Origin of the sequence: Pseudonocardia pini, assembly GCF_013870575.1 — a bacterium.
Taxonomy (GTDB): domain Bacteria; phylum Actinomycetota; class Actinomycetes; order Mycobacteriales; family Pseudonocardiaceae; genus Pseudonocardia; species Pseudonocardia pini.
In genome coordinates, this window is sequence record NZ_JACBXB010000027.1 from 1 (window position 1) to 18249 (window position 18249).

General features: G+C 72.8%; 17 protein-coding genes. 12 read left to right on the plus strand and 5 right to left on the minus strand.

Annotated elements, in window-relative coordinates; all coding sequences use genetic code 11:
* The first annotated feature begins 6 nt into the window (after nucleotides 1-6).
* The 6 genes from H5J29_RS34220 to H5J29_RS03550 are packed head-to-tail and all read left to right on the plus strand — an operon-like array spanning nucleotide 7 to nucleotide 6070.
* Entirely contained in the window at nucleotides 7-120 is a 114-nt protein-coding gene (locus H5J29_RS34220; RefSeq protein ID WP_312858045.1) for a hypothetical protein, read from the plus strand.
* An 11-nt stretch (nucleotides 121-131) separates the two neighbouring features.
* Complete coding sequence (locus H5J29_RS03530) at nucleotides 132-1673, plus strand: acyl-CoA synthetase (RefSeq protein ID WP_181779450.1); 1542 nt, start codon at nucleotides 132-134, stop codon at nucleotides 1671-1673.
* Nucleotides 1673-2596: an SMP-30/gluconolactonase/LRE family protein gene (locus tag H5J29_RS03535; RefSeq protein ID WP_181779463.1), complete on the plus strand. Its 924-nt coding sequence runs from the start codon at nucleotides 1673-1675 to the stop codon at nucleotides 2594-2596. The genes H5J29_RS03530 and H5J29_RS03535 overlap by 1 nt, the downstream gene beginning before the upstream one ends.
* Nucleotides 2593-4266 (plus strand): class I adenylate-forming enzyme family protein, encoded by a 1674-nt coding sequence (locus tag H5J29_RS03540; RefSeq protein ID WP_220186938.1) that lies wholly within the window; start codon nucleotides 2593-2595, stop codon nucleotides 4264-4266. The genes H5J29_RS03535 and H5J29_RS03540 overlap by 4 nt, the downstream gene beginning before the upstream one ends.
* Nucleotides 4263-5030 carry an enoyl-CoA hydratase/isomerase family protein gene (locus tag H5J29_RS03545; protein ID WP_181779451.1) on the plus strand — a complete coding sequence of 256 codons (768 nt, stop codon included), beginning with the start codon at nucleotides 4263-4265 and terminating at the stop codon, nucleotides 5028-5030. The genes H5J29_RS03540 and H5J29_RS03545 overlap by 4 nt, the downstream gene beginning before the upstream one ends.
* On the plus strand, nucleotides 5027-6070 hold the full coding sequence (locus H5J29_RS03550; RefSeq protein WP_181779452.1) for a phosphotransferase family protein: 1044 nt from the start codon (nucleotides 5027-5029) through the stop codon (nucleotides 6068-6070). Before H5J29_RS03545 ends, H5J29_RS03550 begins: the two co-directional genes overlap by 4 nt.
* A gap of 48 nt (nucleotides 6071-6118) precedes the next feature.
* Here the strand turns inward: H5J29_RS03550 and H5J29_RS03555 are convergent, their stop codons facing one another.
* The 3 genes from H5J29_RS03555 to H5J29_RS03565 are packed head-to-tail and all read right to left on the minus strand — an operon-like array spanning nucleotide 6119 to nucleotide 9431.
* Complete coding sequence (locus H5J29_RS03555; RefSeq protein WP_181779453.1) at nucleotides 6119-7654, minus strand: ABC transporter substrate-binding protein; 1536 nt, start codon at nucleotides 7652-7654, stop codon at nucleotides 6119-6121.
* Nucleotides 7651-7857 (minus strand): hypothetical protein, encoded by a 207-nt coding sequence (locus H5J29_RS03560; protein ID WP_181779454.1) that lies wholly within the window; start codon nucleotides 7855-7857, stop codon nucleotides 7651-7653. Before H5J29_RS03560 ends, H5J29_RS03555 begins: the two co-directional genes overlap by 4 nt.
* Nucleotides 7854-9431, minus strand: coding sequence for an ABC transporter substrate-binding protein (locus H5J29_RS03565; RefSeq protein ID WP_181779455.1), 1578 nt, complete (start codon nucleotides 9429-9431; stop codon nucleotides 7854-7856). The genes H5J29_RS03560 and H5J29_RS03565 overlap by 4 nt, the downstream gene beginning before the upstream one ends.
* Before the next feature lie 388 nt (nucleotides 9432-9819).
* Here H5J29_RS03565 and H5J29_RS03570 point away from each other — a divergent pair, with 388 nt between their 5' ends.
* The 5 genes from H5J29_RS03570 to H5J29_RS03590 all read left to right on the plus strand — a co-directional run bounded on the left by H5J29_RS03570 (nucleotide 9820) and on the right by H5J29_RS03590 (nucleotide 15312).
* On the plus strand, nucleotides 9820-10764 hold the full coding sequence (locus H5J29_RS03570; protein WP_181779456.1) for an ABC transporter permease: 945 nt from the start codon (nucleotides 9820-9822) through the stop codon (nucleotides 10762-10764).
* Nucleotides 10761-11666, plus strand: a complete 906-nt coding sequence (locus tag H5J29_RS03575; RefSeq protein WP_312858043.1) for an ABC transporter permease — start codon at nucleotides 10761-10763, stop codon at nucleotides 11664-11666. The genes H5J29_RS03570 and H5J29_RS03575 overlap by 4 nt, the downstream gene beginning before the upstream one ends.
* Nucleotides 11663-12655 carry an ABC transporter ATP-binding protein gene (locus tag H5J29_RS03580; RefSeq protein ID WP_181779457.1) on the plus strand — a complete coding sequence of 331 codons (993 nt, stop codon included), beginning with the start codon at nucleotides 11663-11665 and terminating at the stop codon, nucleotides 12653-12655. Before H5J29_RS03575 ends, H5J29_RS03580 begins: the two co-directional genes overlap by 4 nt.
* A complete protein-coding gene (locus tag H5J29_RS03585) occupies nucleotides 12652-13668 on the plus strand; it encodes an ABC transporter ATP-binding protein (protein WP_181779458.1) in 1017 nt (338 codons plus the stop codon). The genes H5J29_RS03580 and H5J29_RS03585 overlap by 4 nt, the downstream gene beginning before the upstream one ends.
* Before the next feature lie 66 nt (nucleotides 13669-13734).
* A complete protein-coding gene (locus tag H5J29_RS03590) occupies nucleotides 13735-15312 on the plus strand; it encodes an ABC transporter substrate-binding protein (protein ID WP_181779459.1) in 1578 nt (525 codons plus the stop codon).
* A 49-nt stretch (nucleotides 15313-15361) separates the two neighbouring features.
* Here the strand turns inward: H5J29_RS03590 and H5J29_RS03595 are convergent, their stop codons facing one another.
* Nucleotides 15362-16504 (minus strand): acetyl-CoA C-acetyltransferase, encoded by a 1143-nt coding sequence (locus H5J29_RS03595; RefSeq protein ID WP_181779460.1) that lies wholly within the window; start codon nucleotides 16502-16504, stop codon nucleotides 15362-15364.
* A gap of 132 nt (nucleotides 16505-16636) precedes the next feature.
* Nucleotides 16637-17260 carry a TetR/AcrR family transcriptional regulator gene (locus H5J29_RS36095; RefSeq protein ID WP_181779461.1) on the minus strand — a complete coding sequence of 208 codons (624 nt, stop codon included), beginning with the start codon at nucleotides 17258-17260 and terminating at the stop codon, nucleotides 16637-16639.
* 105 nt (nucleotides 17261-17365) lie between these two features.
* Between H5J29_RS36095 and H5J29_RS03605 the strand changes: the two genes are divergently transcribed.
* Nucleotides 17366-18249, plus strand: an 884-nt coding sequence (locus tag H5J29_RS03605; RefSeq protein WP_312858044.1) for an acyl-CoA dehydrogenase family protein, incomplete at its 3' end; no start/stop codon positions are given.

Genomic DNA, 18249 nt, shown 5'->3' on the forward strand with positions numbered 1-18249 from the left:
GCGGCGATCCGGGCGGGGCTGGTGGATCCCGAGGATCCGGCGCTGCTCTCCGCGGTGCGGGCGGGGATCACCGACCGGCTGCGGGTGGCGAACCCGAAGTACCTGACCTTTCCCGGATAGGAAGGCTTGGCATGCTCATCGGCGACATCCTCTCCTTCACCGCCGCGCGACGCGCGGACGAACCCGCGCTGGTGTTCGAGGAGCGGAGCTGGACCTTCGCGGAGCTCGACCGGACGGTCCGCAGGCTGGCGGACGGGCTCACCCGCTACGCCGCGCCCGGGGACCGCATCGCGATCCTCACGGAGAACCATCCCGAGTACGTCCAGGCCTACTACGGCGTCCCCGCGGCCGGGATGGCGTTGGTGTTCCTCAACTACCGGCTCAGCCCGCGCGAGGTCGCGCTCAACCTCGACGACTCCTCGCCGACCATGCTCGTCACCGAGCTGAAGTACCTGGAGACGGCCAGGCAGGCGATGGCGGACGTGCCGTCCATCCGCACCCTGGTCTGCCTCGACGGGCCCGCGGACGGGGCTCTGAGCTGGGAGGACCTCCTCGGCGACGACGTGGACCCGCCGGTCGTCGGGGAGACCGAACCGGCCTGGCTGATCTACACCTCCGGCACCACCGGGCGGGCGAAGGGCGCGGTGCTGACCCACCGCAACGTCGTCTCGGCGGTGATGAACTCGCTGATCAGCTGGGAGCACGACCACGACCCGGGCGTCTCGCTGATGCCGTGGCCGCTGTGTCACATCGCCGGGTACGGCGTGCCGATGGCCCACCTCAAGGGCGACGTGCTGGTGCTGCTGCGCCGCTACGACGCCGTCGGGTTCCTGGAGGCGGTGCAGACCCACCGCGTCGGGCAGACGTCCGTGGCGCCGACGATGCTCGCGATGCTGCTGCGCCATCCCCGGTTCCCGGAGTTCGACGTCTCGTCCCTGCGGCGGGTCAGCTACGGCTCCGCGCCGATGCCCGCCGCGGTGCTGCGCGAGGCCATGGCCGCGCTGCCGGGCGTGCGGTTCCAGACCGGGTTCGGCATGACCGAGCTGGCGGGCAACGTGATCAGCCACGGCTCGGCCGACCACGTCCGGGCCCTGGAGTCCGACGAGTCCCTGCTCACCAGCGTGGGCAGGCCGCAGGTCCTCACCGCCGTCCGGATCGTGGACGCGGACGGCAACGACACCGCCGACGACGAGGTGGGCGAGCTCGTGGTCCGCGGCGACCAGGTCTGCGCGGGGTACTGGAACCGGCCCGAGGCCACGGCGGAGGCCACGCAGGGCGGCTGGTTCCACAGCGGTGACCTGGCGAGACGGGACTCGCGGGGCTACTACTACATCGTCGACCGCAAGAAGGACATGATCCTGACCGGCGGCGAGAACGTGTACAGCCGCGAGGTCGAGGAGGTCCTGCACCAGCATCCGGACGTGGCCGCGGCCGCCGTCGTCGGGCAGCCGGACGACGTGTGGGGCGAGCTGGTCGTGGCCGTCGTCGAGGCCCGCGAGGGACACACCGTGACCCAGGAGGACGTGCGGGAGTTCTGCCGCGGTCACCTCGCGGGCTACAAGATCCCGCGCCGGGTGCTGGTGGTCCCGGAGCTGCCGCGCACCACCTCGGGGAAGGTCCGCAAACCCGAGCTGCGCAAGCTGGTCACCGTTGCGGAAGAGGTGGTCTCGTGATGGAGCTCGTGGCCGAGGGCCTGCAGTTCCCCGAGGGGCCCGTCGCCCTCGCGGACGGCTCGGTCGTGCTGGTGGAGATCCGGCGGCAGACGCTGTCGCGGGTGTGGCCGGACGGCGAGGTCGAGGTCGTCGCGGAGCTCGGCGGTGGCCCGAACGGGGCGGCGGTCGGCCCGGACGGGGCCTTCTACGTCTGCAACAACGGCGGCTTCGACTGGCACGAGCGGCCGAACGGGATCGTGGCGCCCGGGCACCAGCCCGCGGACTACCGCGGTGGCAGCATCCAGCGCGTCACGCCCGACGGCGGGGTCAGCACCCTCTACGTCGAGGTCGACGGGCGCCCGCTCAACGGTCCCAACGACATCGTGTTCGACGCCGCGGGCGGGTTCTGGTTCACCGACCTGGGGAAGAACCGCGGGCGGGAGATGGACGTCGGGCGGCTCTGCTACGCGCTGCCGGACGGCTCGTCGATCACCGAGGTCGTCCATCCGCTGATGACGCCGAACGGGGTCGGGCTGTCCCCCGACGGATCCCGGCTCTACGTGGCCGAGACCCAGACCGGGCGGGTCTGGGAGTGGGAGGTGCTCGGCCCGGGGCGGCTCGGGCCGTGCGCCGGGCCGCCGCGCGGGTCCGGTGGGGCACACCTGCTGCACGGCTTCCCGGGCTACCAGATGCTCGACTCGCTGGGGGTCGACGGCGCGGGCAACGTCTGCGTCGCCACCCTGATCACCGGGGCGGTCAGCCTGATCCGGCCGGACGGCACCCTCGACCGGCAGATCGCGGTGCCCGAGCCGGACCCGTACGTCACCAACGTGTGCTTCGCCGGGGCGGACTCGCACACCGCGTTCGTGACGTCCTCGGGGCTCGGCAGGCTCTACCGCGCCGAGTGGCCCTACCCGGGCCTCGACCTCGCCTTCCGCGCGTGACCACCACGTACGGCGGCAGCGTCCGCGCCGAGACCTCCGCCCGGTTCACCGCGCCCGGGGGCGAGTTCGCCCTGACCGACGCCGTGGTCCGCGGGGTGCCGTGGCGGGTCTACGAGCGCGGCCCGCACACCCTGCGCGAGCTGGCCCAGGTCGCCGCGAGCTGGGGCGACCGCGTGTTCACGGTCTACCGGGAGGAGCGGGTGACCTACGCCGAGCATGCCGCGCAGGTCCGCGGCCTCGCCGCCCTGCTCCGCGCGGAGTACGGGCTCAGGCAGGGCGACCGGGTCGCGGTGACCATGCGGAACTACCCGGAGTGGGCGCCGTGGTTCTACGCCTGCGCCGTGTCCGGTCTGGTCTTCGTGCCGCTCAACGCCTGGTGGACGGCCTCCGAGCTGCGCTTCGCGCTCGGCGACTCCGAGGCGGGCCTCGTGGTCGCGGACGGCGAGCGGGCGGCGTCCCTGGCGGACCCGGGGATCCCGATGATCGAGGTCCGCGGGGACGGGCCCGGCAGACCGTGGGCGGAGGTGCTGGCGGCCCTGGACCTCGACGCCGCGCTGCCGGACGTGCGGGTCGACCCCGACGACGACGCCACGATCCTCTATACCTCCGGCACCACCGGGCGTCCCAAAGGGGCGGTGGGGACGCATCGCAACCACTGCACGAACATCCTCAACACCCTGCTCGGGGCCAGGGTGTCGGCGACCGTCGCCAACGGCGGCGTGCCGCCGGAGCCCGATCCCGCGGCGCCCCAGGCCGGTGCGTTGTGCACCTTCCCGCTGTTCCACATCGCCGGGATCACGAGCCTCACGTTCACCCCGCTGACCGGCGGCAAGCTCGTCACCCAGTACCGCTGGGACCCGGACGAGGCCCTGGAGCTGGTCCGCCGCGAGCGGCTGACGGGCGTCTCCGGCGTCCCGACGGTCGGTCGGCAGTTCCTGGAGCGTGCGACCGGGGAGGAGGGGCTGGAGACCCTGACCGCGCTGAGCATGGGCGGGGCGCCGATCCCGCCGGACCTGATCGGCCAGGTCGACGAGCGGTTCGCCTCCGTGGTGGCGCCGAGCAACGGGTACGGGCTGACCGAGACCACGAGCGCCGTCGTCGCGAACAGCGCGCAGGACTACGTGAGCCACCCCGACAGCGTCGGCAGGTTGGCTCCGGGGGCGGACCTGCGGGTGGTCGACCCGGCGACCGGCGAGGACGCGGAACCGGGCGGGGTCGGCGAGCTGTGGTTCCGCGGGCCCAACGTGGTCCGGGGGTACTGGAACAACCCCGGGGGCACCGCCGCGGCGTTCACCGACGGGTGGTTCCACACCGGCGACCTCGGCTACGAGCGGGCGGGCTGGGTGTACGTCGTGGACCGGATGAAGGACGTCGTGATCCGCGGCGGGGAGAACATCTACTGCGCCGAGGTCGAGGCCGCCCTGTTCGAGCACCCCGCGGTGACCGACGTCGCGATCGTCGGGGTGCCGCACGCCCGACTCGGCGAACAGGCCGTGGCCGTGGTCAACACCCGGGCCGAGGTCTCGGCCGCGGAGCTGCAACAGCACGTCCGCGACCGGCTGGCCGAGTTCAAGGTGCCGGAGCAGGTCGTCTTCCGCGCGGAGCCGCTGCCGCGCACACCCAGCGGCAAGGTCCTGAAGCGCGAGCTGCGCACGGAGGTGAACCGGTGACAGACGTCCGGTACGAGGTCGACGGCCACGTCGGGGTGATCACGATCGCCCGGCCCGAGGTGCACAACGCGCTGCGCCGCCAGACCTACGACGAGCTCGAGGAGATCGTCCGCGGCACGACCGAGCGGTGCCTGGTGATCACCGGCGAGGGACGGTCCTTCTGCTCCGGGGACGACGTCCGCGAGCTGATGGGGGGTGGGGAGCCGGAGAACCGGCCGCCGCGCCCCGCCCCGCGGCTCACGCCGGCGGCGGGTGCGCTGCTCACGTCGAACGTGCCGATCGTCGCCGCGGTCAACGGGGCAGCGGTCGGCTGGGGAATGGAGATGGCCCTGATGGCGGACCTCCGCGTCGCGGCGCGGCGCGCGAGGTTCGGCGAGCTGTTCGTCAAGCGCGGGCTGTGCAGCGACGTCGCGGGGATCTCGCGGCTCGCCCAGCTCGTCGGGCGGGAGAAGGCGGCGGAGCTGCTGTTCACCGGCGAGGTGATCAGCGCCGAGGAGGCGGGCCGGATCGGGCTGGTCGGCCGGGTCGTGGACGACGAGGAGCTGCTGCCCACCGCGCTCGACCTGGCCCGGCGCGTGGCCACGAACCCGCCGCTGGCGGTGGCCGCGCTCAAGGAGGGGCTGCGCGAGGCGCTCGACCCGGACTGGTCGGACCTGGGCCGCTGGGTCAGCTCGCGGCTCGGGGAGCTCTTCGCGACCGAGGACCACCGCGAGGGCGTGCGGTCGTTCCTGGAGAAGCGCGAGCCGAGGTACGTGGGGAGATGACCGCCGCACTGACCGGCCTGGAGGCCGCCCCGGTCTCCCGGTGGCTCGCCGAGACCCTGCCCGGCTTCACCGAACCCGCCGAGTTCACCCTGGTCGCGGGCGGGCGGTCCAACCTCACCTACCGGATCTCCGACGCCGCGGGGCACGTCTACGCGCTGCGCAGGCCACCCGTCGGCAGCGTGCTGAGCACCGCGCACGACATGGGCCGGGAGTGGCGGTTCGTGTCGGCGATGGTGGGCACCGGGGTGCCGGTGGCCACCCCGCGCGCGCACTGCACGGACCTCGAGGTGACCGGCGCGGAGTTCACGGTGATGGACTTCGTCGACGGACGGGTGCTCGCGTCGGTCGACGACGCGCTGGAGCTGAGCCCGCGGGCGCGGGCGCGGGCGGGCGAGCACATGGTCGAGGTGCTGGCGGCGCTGCACTCCCTCGACCCGGACGAGCGGGGGATCCCCGGCTCGCGCCGCGGGTTCGTCGAGCGCCAGCTCGCTCGCTGGCACGACCAGGTGCGTGCGACCGGGGTCGAAGGGGCCGAGCTGGCCCTGTTCGACGACGTGCACGCGGTGCTGGCGAAACACGTCCCCACCGAGTCCCGGGGGATCGTGCACGGCGACTACCGGCCGGGCAACCTCTCCTTCGCCCCCGACGGCACGGTGGTCGCGGTGTTCGACTGGGAGCTGTCGACCACCGGCGACCCGATGGCGGACCTGGGCTACCTGGTGTCGCACTGGCACGAGCCGGGCGACGAGCTCCGCGAGGGCGTCGAACCGGGCCCGACGACCGTGCCGGGCTTCCCGGACCGGGCGGCGGTCGCGAGGCACTACGCCGCCCTGACCGGCCGCGACGTCTCCGACCTCGGCTACTGGGTGGCCTTCCACCGCTGGCGCTCGGCCGCGATCCTGGCGGGCGTGCGGGCCCGGTACCTGGCGGGTGCGATGGCGGACGACGGCTTCCTCGCCCAGGTCCGCGAGGACCCGGCCGCGGGCCGCCTGATGGCCGAACCCGCCCGCCAGGCCCTCGAGGACGCCGGCCTCCGATGACGGTGAGCGGCGATGGTCGCCAGAGCGACCATCGCCGCTCACGACCGGTCAGGGGCCGGACTTGGTCACGCCGCGGAACTCGGGGCGGTCGGCGAGGCCGGGGGTGAACGTCAGGACCTCCGGCGACAGGGCGACGGGCGGGGTGGCGTAGTAGAGGACCACCTCGAAGGCCTGGTCCCGGAACTCGCGCATCGCCGCCTGCATCGCCGTGGCGCGCGCCGCGGGGTCCACCGTCCGCAGGATCTCCGCCTGCAGCCGTTCCATCTCCGGCGAGCTGTGTCCGCCGGGGTTGTTGAAGCCGTCGGGCAGGTAGCGCAGGCCGAGGGTCTGGGCGGGGTCCGGACGTCCGCCGCCCGGGCCGAGCAGCAGGTCGCCCTGCTTGCGCACGAAGAACTCGTCGGTGATCTGGGCGCCCTCCATGACCCGGGCGTCCATCGTGATCCCCACCTCCTCGAGGTCGGCCTGGATCGCCTCGGCGACCCGCGCGACGTCGGGGCTGGTCGAGACGAGCGCGGTGAACGCGAAGCCCTGCGGGAGGCCCGCCTCGGCGAGCAGCCGGCGGGCCCGCGCGGGGTCGTACGGGTAGGGGTCGGGCCCGACGGACGGGTCGTGCCCGGCGCTCCACGGCGGCAGCGGCTGCGCGTCGAGCGTGCCGAAGCCGCGGGCCAGCACGTCCACCAGCGCCCGCCGGTCGATCGCGTGCCACAGCGCCTGCCGCACCCGCACGTCCCCGAACGCCGACCGGGTCCGGTTCGGCTGGAAGTACCAGAAGTTCGTGGTCCGGCCCGGCTCGACGCGGATCCCCGCGGCCTCGGCCTCCGGCACCTGGTCGGGGGAGAGGACGGCGGCGTCGACGTCCCCGGTGCGCAGCGCGTTGAGCCGGGTGACGGGGTCGGTGTAGATCGGCATGTCGATCCCGGCCACCCGGACGGCCGCGGGGTCCCAGTAGGTCGGCGACGCCCGGTACTCGATCCGCGATCCCGGTTGGTAGGCCGTGACCCGGTACATCCCCGCCCCGACGGGCGCGGTGTCCAGGTCCGCGTCGTCGAACGCCGCGGGGCTCACCATCGCGCCGGCCCGGTCGGACAGCACGAGCGGCAGGGCGGCCGAGGGCTGGGCGAGCACCAGCCGCACCCGGTCCGGCGCGAGCACCTGCACGGCCGTGACCGGACGCAGCTCCGGGGCCACCGCGGTGCCCTGCACCGTCTTGGCCCGCTCGATGTTGGCGCGCACCGCCTCGGCGTCGAACGGGGTGCCGTCGTGGAACGTCACGCCCTGGCGCAGGGTGAGGTCCAGCCCCAGCCCGTCCGGCGTGAACTCCCACGCGGTCGCGAGCCCGGGCACCGGACGCCCGTCGACGTCGGTGTGCACGAGCCGGTCGTAGGTCAGGAACAGGTGGGTGTTGTCGTTGCTCGACGAGGCCCGGTGCGGGTCGAACCGGCTGAGCCCCACCGCGTTCGCCCACCGGAAGATCGCGTTCGGGTCGGCGGGCGAGTCGCTCGGGCCCGCCGGTGCTCCGCCGGAGGGGAGGGGCGCGCACCCCGCCAGCACCACCAGCAGGAGCAGCGCCGCGATCCTCCTCATCGGACACCCACCCCGCGGAACCCGGGCCGGTGCACGAGCCGTGGCTCCGACCCCACGACCCGCGGCGAGGTCACGACGACGTCCTCCGGGAACAGCACGGGGATCTCCAACCGTTGCTCGACGACCTCGTCGGCGAGGTCGTGCACGACCGCCGCCCGAGCGGCGGCGGGCAGCAGGCCGCGAGAGGCCCGGCGTCCGATCACCGCTGCTTCCTCACACCCAGCTTCTGGAAGTCGATCTGCCCCGTCACCAGCAGCTCGAAGCCCGTGATCCGCTCACCCGTGGCGATCACGCTCTCGTCCATCACCAACGGGACCTGGAAGGCCTGGTCCACGAGCTCGCCGACCTCCTGGTGGATCAGGTCGGTGCGCTGCTGCTGGTCCAGCGTGTCGAGGGCCTGGGCCTGCAGCTCCTCCAGCCTCGGCGTGGTCACCCGGCCGGGGTTGGAGAAGCCGGTCGAGGTGAACTGCAGGTCGATGGTCATCGAGGGGTCGGGTCGCCCGCCCCACTGCGAGACGAGCGCGTCGCCCTGCTGCTGGCGGTAGTAGACGTCCGCGGTCTGGGCGGCCTCGACCGCGCGGATGCTCGCCCTGATCCCGACCTCGGCCAGCATCTGCTGCACGGCCTCGGCGGACTGCAGGTACGTGCCCAGTGCGGTCACGAGCATCTCGAACTCGAAGCCGTTCGGCAGGCCCGCCTCGGCGAGCAGCTGCTTGGCCCGGGCCGGGTCGTGGGCGTAGTAGTCGCCGGGGTAGGCGGGGTTGTAGGCGTAGTACTTCTGTGGGAAGGGCTGCACCGTCGGCTGGGCCGCGCCGAAGTAGATGCCGTCGGCGATGGCCTGGCGGTTCACGGCCAGGTTGAGCGCCTGGCGGACACGCGGGTCGCCGAACTCCGACCGCGCCCGGTTCAGGTAGAGGACCAGGTAGGTGAGTGTGGTGTCGCGGTGCACGGTCACCCCGGGCAGCCCCTGCGCCTCGCCCACCAGCCGGCCGGACAGCAGCGCGACGTCGACCTCGCCGGTGCGCAGCGCGTTCATCCGGGTGACCTCGTCGGCCAGGATGCGCAGCTCGATCCGCCGGACGCCCACGACGTCGGGGTTCCAGTAGTCGGCGTTGCGCTCGTAGACGATCACGTCGTTCGGGCGGTACTCGCTGACCTTGTACATCCCGGTGCCGACCGGTTTGAGGTCCAGGTCCGGGTCACCGAACGCCGCCGGGCTCAGCATCGAGCCTGCGCGGTGGCTGAGCAGGCCGAGCAGCATGCTGTTCCGCTTCGCCAGCCGCAGCACGACGGTCGTCGGGTCCACGACCTCGACGCCGCTGATGCCGGCCAGGTCGGCGGCCACGGACGAGCCCTCGACGGTCTTGCCACGTTCGATGTTCGCCCGCACCGCCTCGGCGTCGAACGCCGTGCCGTCGTGGAACCGCACGGTGGGCCGCAGCGTCATCCGCAGCGCCAGCCCGTCGTCCTGCCACTCCCATGCGGTGGCCAGGCCCGGGATCGGGTCGCCGGTCGGGGAGAGGTGCACCAGGCGGTCGTAGACCGGGGCGAGGTACCGGATGTCCTGCCCGTTCGTCGACCGCATCGGGTCGAACCGGCTCGGCCCGACGGCATCGGCGTAGCGGATCGTGGCCTCGGGATCGAGGTCCTCCCGGGCGACCGGGGCGTCGGTGGCGGCGCCGCCGCTCCCGGCGGGCGAGATCGGGGCGCAGCCGACGAGCACCGCGCAGACGGCGAGCACGGCCGTGGCCGCGCCGAGGAATCGTGTGGCTCTCATGGTGTTTCGCCCTCCGGGGCCGCGGCACTGCGGGGAAGGAATGCACGGTCGATGGCCGCCGACAAATGCTCCGGCGGTCGACTGCGCCATTCTGTGCACGTTGTCCTGAATCACACAAGGGGTAGCTGTGATCCACGCCTCGGCGGCACGGCGGAGGTGTAGCGGCGCCTGCGAGCTGGTCTTTCGAGGTCGGCCTTGACCGAGGTGGATACAGCCGTTACCTTCTGAACGATCGTTTAGTCCGATTCGAGTGGCTCCGCAATGGCTGCGCGAGCCTTTGTTCGGCGTGCCTGAATCGGATTTCGGCGATCAGGAAATGCCGACGCCCGACACCACCCGAGCGGGGATGCATTCCCCGCGACGACGACGTCCAGGAGGGTGCGCAAGCGTGCTCCGGTACACCGTCAGACGCATTCTGATGATCATCCCGCTGTTGTTCCTGGTCTCGCTCGGGGTGTTCGCCCTGGTCCTGCTGATCCCGGGGGATCCGGCGATCACCATCGCGGGCGAGAACGCCACCGAGGCCCAGATCGACGCCACCCGAGAACGCCTGGGGCTCAACGACCCCGTTCTGGTGCAGTACGCGAGCTGGGCGGGCAACGCCCTGACCGGCGACCTCGGCAGCTCGCTGTTCAGCAACGAGTCGGTCGTCGGTGCGATCGGGGGCCGGTTCCCGGTCACCCTCTCGCTCACCGTGGCCGCCATGGTCGCGGCGCTGCTGATCGCGGTACCCGCCGGCATCACGGCCGCGCTGCGCCGCGGTCGGTGGCAGGACCGCGGCGCCACGCTGTTCGCCTCGGTCGGGATCTCGCTGCCCAACTTCTGGGTCGGGATCCTGCTGATCATGGCGTTCGCGCTGGCCTTCCCGATCTTCCCGGCGGTCGGCTACACGCCCCTATCCGATGGGGTCGGCCCGTGGGTGCTGGGGCTGGTGCTGCCCGGCATCACGCTCGGCACGGCCGTCGCGGCCGAGATCACCCGCCAGCTGCGCGGGTCGCTCTCGGACACCCTGCAACAGGACTTCATCCGCACGGCCAGGGCCAACGGGCTCACGGCGCGCGCGGTGATCGCCAAGCACGGCCTGAAGAACGCCGCCGTCCCCGTCGTCACGGTGATGGGCTTCCAGATCGGGTTCCTGCTCGGCGGCTCGGTGATCGTCGAGCGGGTGTTCGGCCTGCCCGGGCTCGGCGACCTCGCGATCCGGGCCGTCCTGCAGCGCGACATCCCGATGATCCAGGGGATCGTCGTGGTGTCCGCGTTGATCGTGATGCTCGTGAACCTGGTCGTGGACCTGTCCTACGGCTGGTTGAACCCGAAGGTGAGGCAGGCGTGACCACCACCGCGCCCACGGACGGACTCGACGGACGGGAGGCGCTGGCCCCACCCGAACCGACGGCCCGGGCGCGCTTCGTCCGGCGCTTCCGCCGACAGCTCCCGGCACAGCTCGCGCTGGGCTACCTCGTGGTCGTGGTGGCGGGCGTGGCGCTCGCGCCCCTGCTCGCGACCCACGACCCGTTGGTGCAGAACCTGAACGGGGTCCTGCAGCCGCCCGGCGGCGGGCACGTCCTCGGCACCGACGACCTCGGCCGCGACGTGTTCAGCCGGGCGCTCTACGCGGGCCGGGTGTCGCTGGTCGCGGCCGCGGAGGCCGTCGGCGTGGCGGTGCTGCTCGGGGTGGTCCCCGGGCTGGTCGCGGGCTACGCCGGGAAGGCCGTCGACGCGGTGATCATGCGCGTGACCGACGCGCTGATGAGCTTCCCGCCGCTGATCCTGGCCATCGCGTTCGTCGGCGTCCTCGGCCCGAGCCTGACCAACGCGATGATCGTCATCGGGGTGATCTTCGCGCCGCGGTTCGTCCGGCTGGTGCGTGGCACCGTCATCGCGATCCGCGAGGAGACCTACATCGAGGCGTCGCGGTCCATCGGCACGGGCACCGCGACCGTCATCCGCAGGCACGTGCTGCCCAACGCGCTGTCGCCGCTGATCGTGCAGATCTCGCTGACCGCGGCGATGGCGATGCTGGCCGAGGCCAGCCTGAGCTTCCTGGGGCTCGGCGTGCAGCCGCCCGACGCGAGCTGGGGCTCGATGATCGAGCGCGGCTTCCGGTACACCGCGTCGGCGCCGTGGCTGACGGTGTTCCCCGGCCTGCTCATCGCGCTGACCGTGTTGGCGTTCAACCTGCTCGGCGACGGCCTGCGGGACTCGCTCGGCCGAGAGATCAGGAGGGGATCGTGAGCGAGCCGCTGCTGGTCGTCGAGGACCTGTCCGTCGAGTTCGCGACGGACACGGGCTGGGTCCAGGTGCTCGACGGCGTCACGTTCGGGGTCGACCGCGGCGAGACCGTGGGGCTGGTCGGCGAGTCCGGCTCGGGCAAGACCGTGACCAGCCTGTCGATCCTCGGGCTGCTGCCCCCGGAGGGCTCGCGGGTCACGGCGGGCAGCATCCGGCTCGACGGCGTGGAGCTCGTCGGGATGCCGAAGCGCCGGCTGGAGGCGATGCGCGGCGACGAGATCTCGATGATCTTCCAGGAGCCGATGACCAGCCTCGACCCGGCGTTCCGGGTCGGCGACCAGATCGCGGAGGTGGTGCGCAGGCATCGCGGCGGCTCGCGTCGGGAGGCCTGGAAGCGGGCGGTCGAGGTGCTGGAGACCGTCGGCATCGCGAACGCCGGCAGCCGGGCGCGCAGCTACCCGCACGAGTTCTCCGGGGGCATGCGGCAGCGCGTGATGATCGCGATGGCCCTGTCGTGCGAGCCCAAGCTGATCATCGCCGACGAGCCGACCACCGCCCTGGACGTGACGATCCAGGCCCAGGTCCTCGACCTGCTGCGCAGCATGCGGGACGAGTTCGGCACGGCGGTGGTGTTCGTGACCCACGACCTCGGCGTCGTCGCGGACATCTGCGACCGGGCGGTCGTGATGTACGCGGGCCAGGTCGTGGAGCGCTCGGAGATCGACGCGCTCTACGCCACCCCGCACCACCCCTACACGGAGGCGCTGTTGTCGGCGATGCCGCAGCTCGTGGCCCGGACCGGTCGGTTGGCGACCATCCCGGGCAGCACCCCGCCCGCGGGCTCGATGCCCGCGGGATGCCGGTTCCACCCGCGGTGTGGCCACGTCCGCGACCGGTGCCGGGACACCCTGGTCGCGGAGCGCCGCCTCGACGGCGGCGGCACCAGCCGTTGCCTGCGGGTGTCCGATCTGGTCCTGAAGGGGAGCGCATGACCCACGCGGCGGAGGCGGAGACCCACGTGGACCCGACCGTGCCCGGCGGGCCGGTGGCGGAGGTCGAGGACCTCGACGTCGAGTTCACCCTCCGCGGCGGGCTGCTCGGTCGCGGCGGCACGCTGCGCGCGGTCCGCGGGGTGGACCTGCACATCGGCGAACGCGAGACGCTCGGGCTGGTCGGCGAGTCCGGCTCCGGCAAGTCGACGACCGGGCGCGCGATGCTCCGGCTCGTCGAGCCCACCCGCGGCCGGGTCCGGCTCGACGGCGAGGACGTGACCGCCATGGGCCGCGGCGACCTGCGGGCGGCTCGGCGGCGGATGCAGATGGTGTTCCAGGACCCGTACTCGTCCCTGGACCCGTCAATGGTGGTGGGGGAGAGCATCGCCGAGCCGCTCGACACCCACGAGGGCCTGGACCGGGCGGCCCGGTCGGCGCGCGTGGCCGAGCTGCTCGAGCACGTCGGGCTGCGCGGGGCGTACGCCCAGCGCTACCCCTACGAGTTCTCCGGCGGGCAGCGGCAGCGGCTGGCGATCGCGCGGGCCATCGCGCTGAACCCGCGCCTGCTGGTCTGCGACGAGGCGGTCAGCGCGCTCGACGTCTCCACCCAGAACCAGATCCTCAACCTGCTGGAGGACCTGCAGGAGCGGTTCGGGCTGTCGTACCTGTTCATCGCGCACGACCTGGCCGTGGTGCGGCACATCGCGCACCGGGTGGCGGTGATGTACCTCGGCGAGATCGTCGAGACCGCGCCGACGGACCGGGTGTTCGACGATCCCGCCCACCCCTACACCCGGGCCCTGCTGTCCGCGGTGCCGGTGCCGAACCCGCGGCGGCAGCGCGAGCGGGAACGGATCATCCTCAGCGGCGAGATGCCCGACGCGGCGAACCCGCCCCCGGGCTGTTGTTTCCACACCCGCTGCCCGCAGGTGATGGACGTCTGCCGGAGCGTGGCACCCCCCGTCGTCGCGGCCCCCGGCGGCGGCACGGTCCGCTGCCACCTGCACACCTGACCCGATGACTCGACGGCACCCCCGCGCGAGTCCCGCGCGGGGGCGTCGTCGTGCGAAAGGACGCCGATGACCACCTCCGTCCCTCGACGGCGCATCCTGTACGCCTTCGGCATGGCGCCCCTGCTGGTGGCCTGCGCCCCGATCGCCCCCGGTGGCGGAGGGAGCGGGGCGGGCCCGGTGACGGCGTCGAACGACCAGCTCGACCCCGAGGCCGTGCTGCGCTACGCCGACACCTCCTCGCCCAGCCGCTTCGACCCCCACCGGTCGACGGTCGGCCAGGACATCCGCTTCTTCACCCCGGTCTACGACCGGCTCGTCCACCTCTCCCCGGACGGGCAGCCGATCCCCGGCCTGGCCACCTCGTGGACGTGGGAGGAGGACGGGCGGGCGCTGCGGATGGAGCTGCGCCAGGGGGTGCGCTTCCACGACGGCACCCCGTTCGACGCCGAGGCCGTCCGGGCCAACGTCGAACGCGGCAAGACGGTGCCGGGCACCTCGGTGGGCACCGACCTGGCGAACGTCGAGAGCGTCGAGGTGGCGGGGCCGTCCACCGTCGTGCTGCGGCTGTCGCAGCCGACGGCGATGCTGCCCGGCCTGCTGTCGCACCGGGCGGGGGCGATGGTCAGCCCGGCCGCGTTCGCCGACCCCGACCTCGACCTGCGGCCGGTCGGGACCGGGATGTACCGGGTCACCGACTACCAGCCGAACAACGTGATCGTCTACGAGCGCAACCCGGACTACTGGGACGACACGGTGGTGGGCGTCCGGCGGCTGGAGCTGCGGATCCTGACCGACGAGGTCACCCGGATGAACGCGCTGCGCACCGGCGAGGTCGACATCGCGCTGCTCAACGGCAGGCTCGGGGAGGAGGCGCGCGGTCTGCCGGGGGTGACCGTGCACCAGAAGGTGACGCTCGCCTACGCGGGCCTGCTGCTCAACCGGGCGCGGTCGCAGTTCGCCGACGTGCGGGTGCGGCGGGCCATGAACCTCGCCATCGACCGGCCCGCGATCGTCGCGGGGGTCTACTTCGGGGCGGGCGAGGCGACGGTCCAGCCCTTCCCCTCCACGTACTACGCCCACAACCCGGACTTCCCGGCGGACCACTACGCGCGCGACCTCGCGCGAGCGCGCGCCCTCCTGGCGGAGGCGGGCCATCCGAACGGGTTCGACTTCGAGATGCTGGTGCCGTCGCTGACCGCGTTCGTCCAGCTCGCCGAGGCCATGCAGCGCATGCTCGCCGAGGTGGGCATCCGGGCCCGGCTGCGGTCGGTGGAGGTCGCGCAGGCGGGCGACGTGTTCTACAGCCAGCGAGACGGCGACTCGCTGATCGCGCAGTGGGGCGGCCGTCCGGACCCGTCGATGACGATCGGGCTGCAGTACATGCCCGGCGGGTTCGCCAACCCCGGCGCGCACACGACGGCCCGGCTCGAGGAGCTGCAGCGCCGCGCCCTGTCCACGCTGGACCGGCAGGAGCGGGAGGCCGCCGTCCGCGAGGCGTCCGGCGAGATCGCCGACCAGGCACTCGACGTCCCGGTGATCGTGGAGGCCACGACCTACGCGACGACCGAGCGGGTGGCCAACTTCTCCACCCTCGTCACCGGGCAGCCGGACTTCCGCACCCTCGGCGCCCTCCGCACCCCCTGACCGACTGTGAGTGGCGATAGTCGCTCCAGCGACCATCGCCACTCACCGGTCAGAGGCGCTCGAGGATGGTGGCGTTGGCCTGGCCGCCGCCCTCGCACATGCTCTGCAGGCCGTAGCGGCCGCCGGTGCGGTGCAGCTCGTGGATCATCTTGGTGGCCAGGATCGCGCCGGTGGCGCCGAGCGGGTGGCCCAGGGCGATGGCGCCGCCGTTGGGGTTGGTCCTCGCCAGGTCCGCGCCGGTGTCCTGCGCCCACGCGAGCACGACGGGTGCGAACGCCTCGTTGATCTCGAAGGTGTCGATGTCGTCGATCCCCAGCCCGCTGCGCTTGAGCGCGGCCTGGGTGGCCGGGATCGGCCCGGTGAGCATGTAGACGGGGTCGTCGCCCACCACGGTGAGCGTGTGCACCCGGGCGAGCGGGGTGAGGTCGAAGCGGCGGACCGCGTCCTCGGACGCGACCAGCAGCGCCGCCGCGCCGATCGAGATCTGGCTCGCGACACCCGCGGTGATGGACCAGCCCTCGCGCAGCGCCTGCAGGCCGGCGAGCTTCTCGAGCGAGGTGTCGCGGCGGGCGCCCTCGTCGGTCTCCAGGCCCTCGAGCGGGGCGATCTGATCGCGGAAGTGGCCCGCGTCGATCGCCGCGACGGCCCGGCGGTGGCTCTCGAGGGAGAACTCCTCGAGCTGCTCCCGGCTCAGGCCCCACTTCTCCGCGATCAGCTGCGCCCCGCGGAACTGGGAGATCTCCTGGTCGCCGTAGCGCTCCTCCCAACCCTTGCCCTTGGTGTTCGCACCCAGCTCCTTGACCACGATCCCGTTCGCGGTCATCGGCACCATGGCCATCTGCTCGACGCCCGCGGCGACGACCAGGTCCTGGGTGCCGGACATGACTCCCTGGGCGGCGAAGTGCAGCGCCTGCTGCGACGAGCCGCACTGTCGGTCGATGGTCACCCCGGGCACCGTCTGCGGCAGCCCCGCGGACAGCCAGGCGGTGCGGGCGATGTCGCCCGCCTGCGCACCGAGCTGGCTCACACAGCCCATGATCACGTCTTCGACGGCGGCCGGGTCGACCCCCGTGCGGTCCATGAGCTCGCGCAGCACGTGCGCGCCGAGATCTGCCGGATGCACGCCGGCGAGGGCGCCCTTGCGGGTACCGACGGGCGTGCGGACGGCGCCGACGATGAAGGCTTCAGCCACCGGAGGACTCCCCTACGTTGCGGACGACCCAACTGAACGATCGTACATTCAGATGGCAGGCCCACGAAGGTATCGAGCGGCACTTTCGCTCGCGGGGGACGAGCGAGAGCGCCGCTCGGTCGGGCGGGGCGCTCAGGTGGGGCGGTGGTCCACGATGCGGAGCACGATCCGCGTGTAGTGGTCCACGAGCTCCTCGGCGGTGGCCGTGCCGCCCGGGCGGTACCACTCCGCGATGGCGTTGCAGGCCGCCTGGGCGGCACGGCGCGCGTCGACCGGGTGCTCGCAGTGGAAGACCCCCTGCTCCACGCCCGCGTCGACGATGTCCGACCAGATCGTGGTGGCCTTGACCCGCAGCTCCTTGAGCCGCTCCTCGTGCTGGGGCTCGAGGTTGCGCCACTCGCGGTTGGAGATGTTGCTCTGGGTCTGCCGCTCCACGCGGTACACGACCGTGGCGCCCACCAGCGCGGTCAGCCGTTCGACCGCGCCCTCGCCGACACCGGCCAGCGCCTCGTCGCACCGGCGGAAGTAGTCGAGGGTGTTGTCCTCGATGAGCGCGGCCAGCAGGTCCTGCTTGCTGGGGTGCCAGTAGTAGAGGGCGGACAGCGAGAGCCCGGCCCGCTTGGCGATGTCCCGGATGGACGCGCCGTGGTACCCGCGCTCCTGGAAGACCTCCCGGGCGGCGGTCGCGATCGCCTCGCGGCCGCCACCGCGGGGGATGGGGCCGCCGGGCCCGTCGGGCGAGACTGCGGTGGTCACCCGTGCAGCATATGGCCCGGATGACCCTTCTGGACGTGTCGCCACGGTGTTAGCTTAACGATTGATCGATCAGCGTTCCCAGCGACGATGCCGGAGGTGCGGAGGGTGACCGACCTCTCCACGTACCGTGAGGACCTGCGTGCCTGGCTGCGCGCGCACGCCCCCACGCCCAGCCCCACGACCGACCTGTCCGCCGCGAAGGCGTTCCAGGCCGCCCTGTTCGACGCCGGCTACGCCGGGATCACCTGGCCGGGTGACGTCGGCGGGCAGGGGCTCGGCCCCGAGTACCAACAGGTCTACTCGGACGAGTCCAGCGAGTACGAGCTGCCCGTCTACCCGTTCAGCATCGGCCTGGGCATGTGCGGGCCGACGGTGAACGACCTGGGCACACCCGAGCAGCGCACCCGCTACCTCCCGAAGCTGCTGCGCGGCGAGGAGATCTGGTGTCAGCTGTTCTCCGAGCCCGGCGCGGGCTCGGACGTGGCGTCCCTGCAGACCCGCGCCGTCCAGGCCGACGACGGCTGGGTGGTGGACGGCCAGAAGGTCTGGACCACCAACGCCCAGTGGGCGGACTACGGCGCGCTGCTCGCCCGCACCGACCCGGACCGGCCGAAGCACTCGGGCCTGACCATGTTCGTGGTCGACATGCACGCCCCCGGCGTGACCGTCCGGCCGTTGAAGGACATGTCCGGCCGCGCGCCGTTCAACGAGATCACCTTCGACTCGGTCCGGCTGCCCGCCGACGCCGTGATCGGCGAGGTCAACGGCGGCTGGAACGCCGCAGTGACCATGCTCGGCCACGAGCGGGTGACCATCGGCTCGCGGCGGACCGCCAAGACCAACCCGCTGGACTTCGAGGCCGTGCACGCGCTCGCCCGGGACCTGGGCGTGGACGCCGAACCGGAGGTCCGGGCGGCGCTCGCCGAGCTGTACGCCCGCGAGCGGGTGCTCGACCTGTTCAACGTCCGGGTCCGCCAGGAGACCGCCGC

Coding starts and splice junctions, on each gene's coding strand:
- H5J29_RS03565 (WP_181779455.1), bottom strand. CDS start 9,431: ATGAGAGCCACACGATTCCTCGGCGCGGCCACGGCCGTGCTCGCCGTC.
- H5J29_RS03535 (WP_181779463.1), top strand. CDS start 1,673: ATGGAGCTCGTGGCCGAGGGCCTGCAGTTCCCCGAGGGGCCCGTCGCC.
- H5J29_RS03590 (WP_181779459.1), top strand. CDS start 13,735: ATGACCACCTCCGTCCCTCGACGGCGCATCCTGTACGCCTTCGGCATG.
- H5J29_RS03550 (WP_181779452.1), top strand. CDS start 5,027: ATGACCGCCGCACTGACCGGCCTGGAGGCCGCCCCGGTCTCCCGGTGG.
- H5J29_RS03585 (WP_181779458.1), top strand. CDS start 12,652: ATGACCCACGCGGCGGAGGCGGAGACCCACGTGGACCCGACCGTGCCC.
- H5J29_RS03555 (WP_181779453.1), bottom strand. CDS start 7,654: ATGAGGAGGATCGCGGCGCTGCTCCTGCTGGTGGTGCTGGCGGGGTGC.
- H5J29_RS03530 (WP_181779450.1), top strand. CDS start 132: ATGCTCATCGGCGACATCCTCTCCTTCACCGCCGCGCGACGCGCGGAC.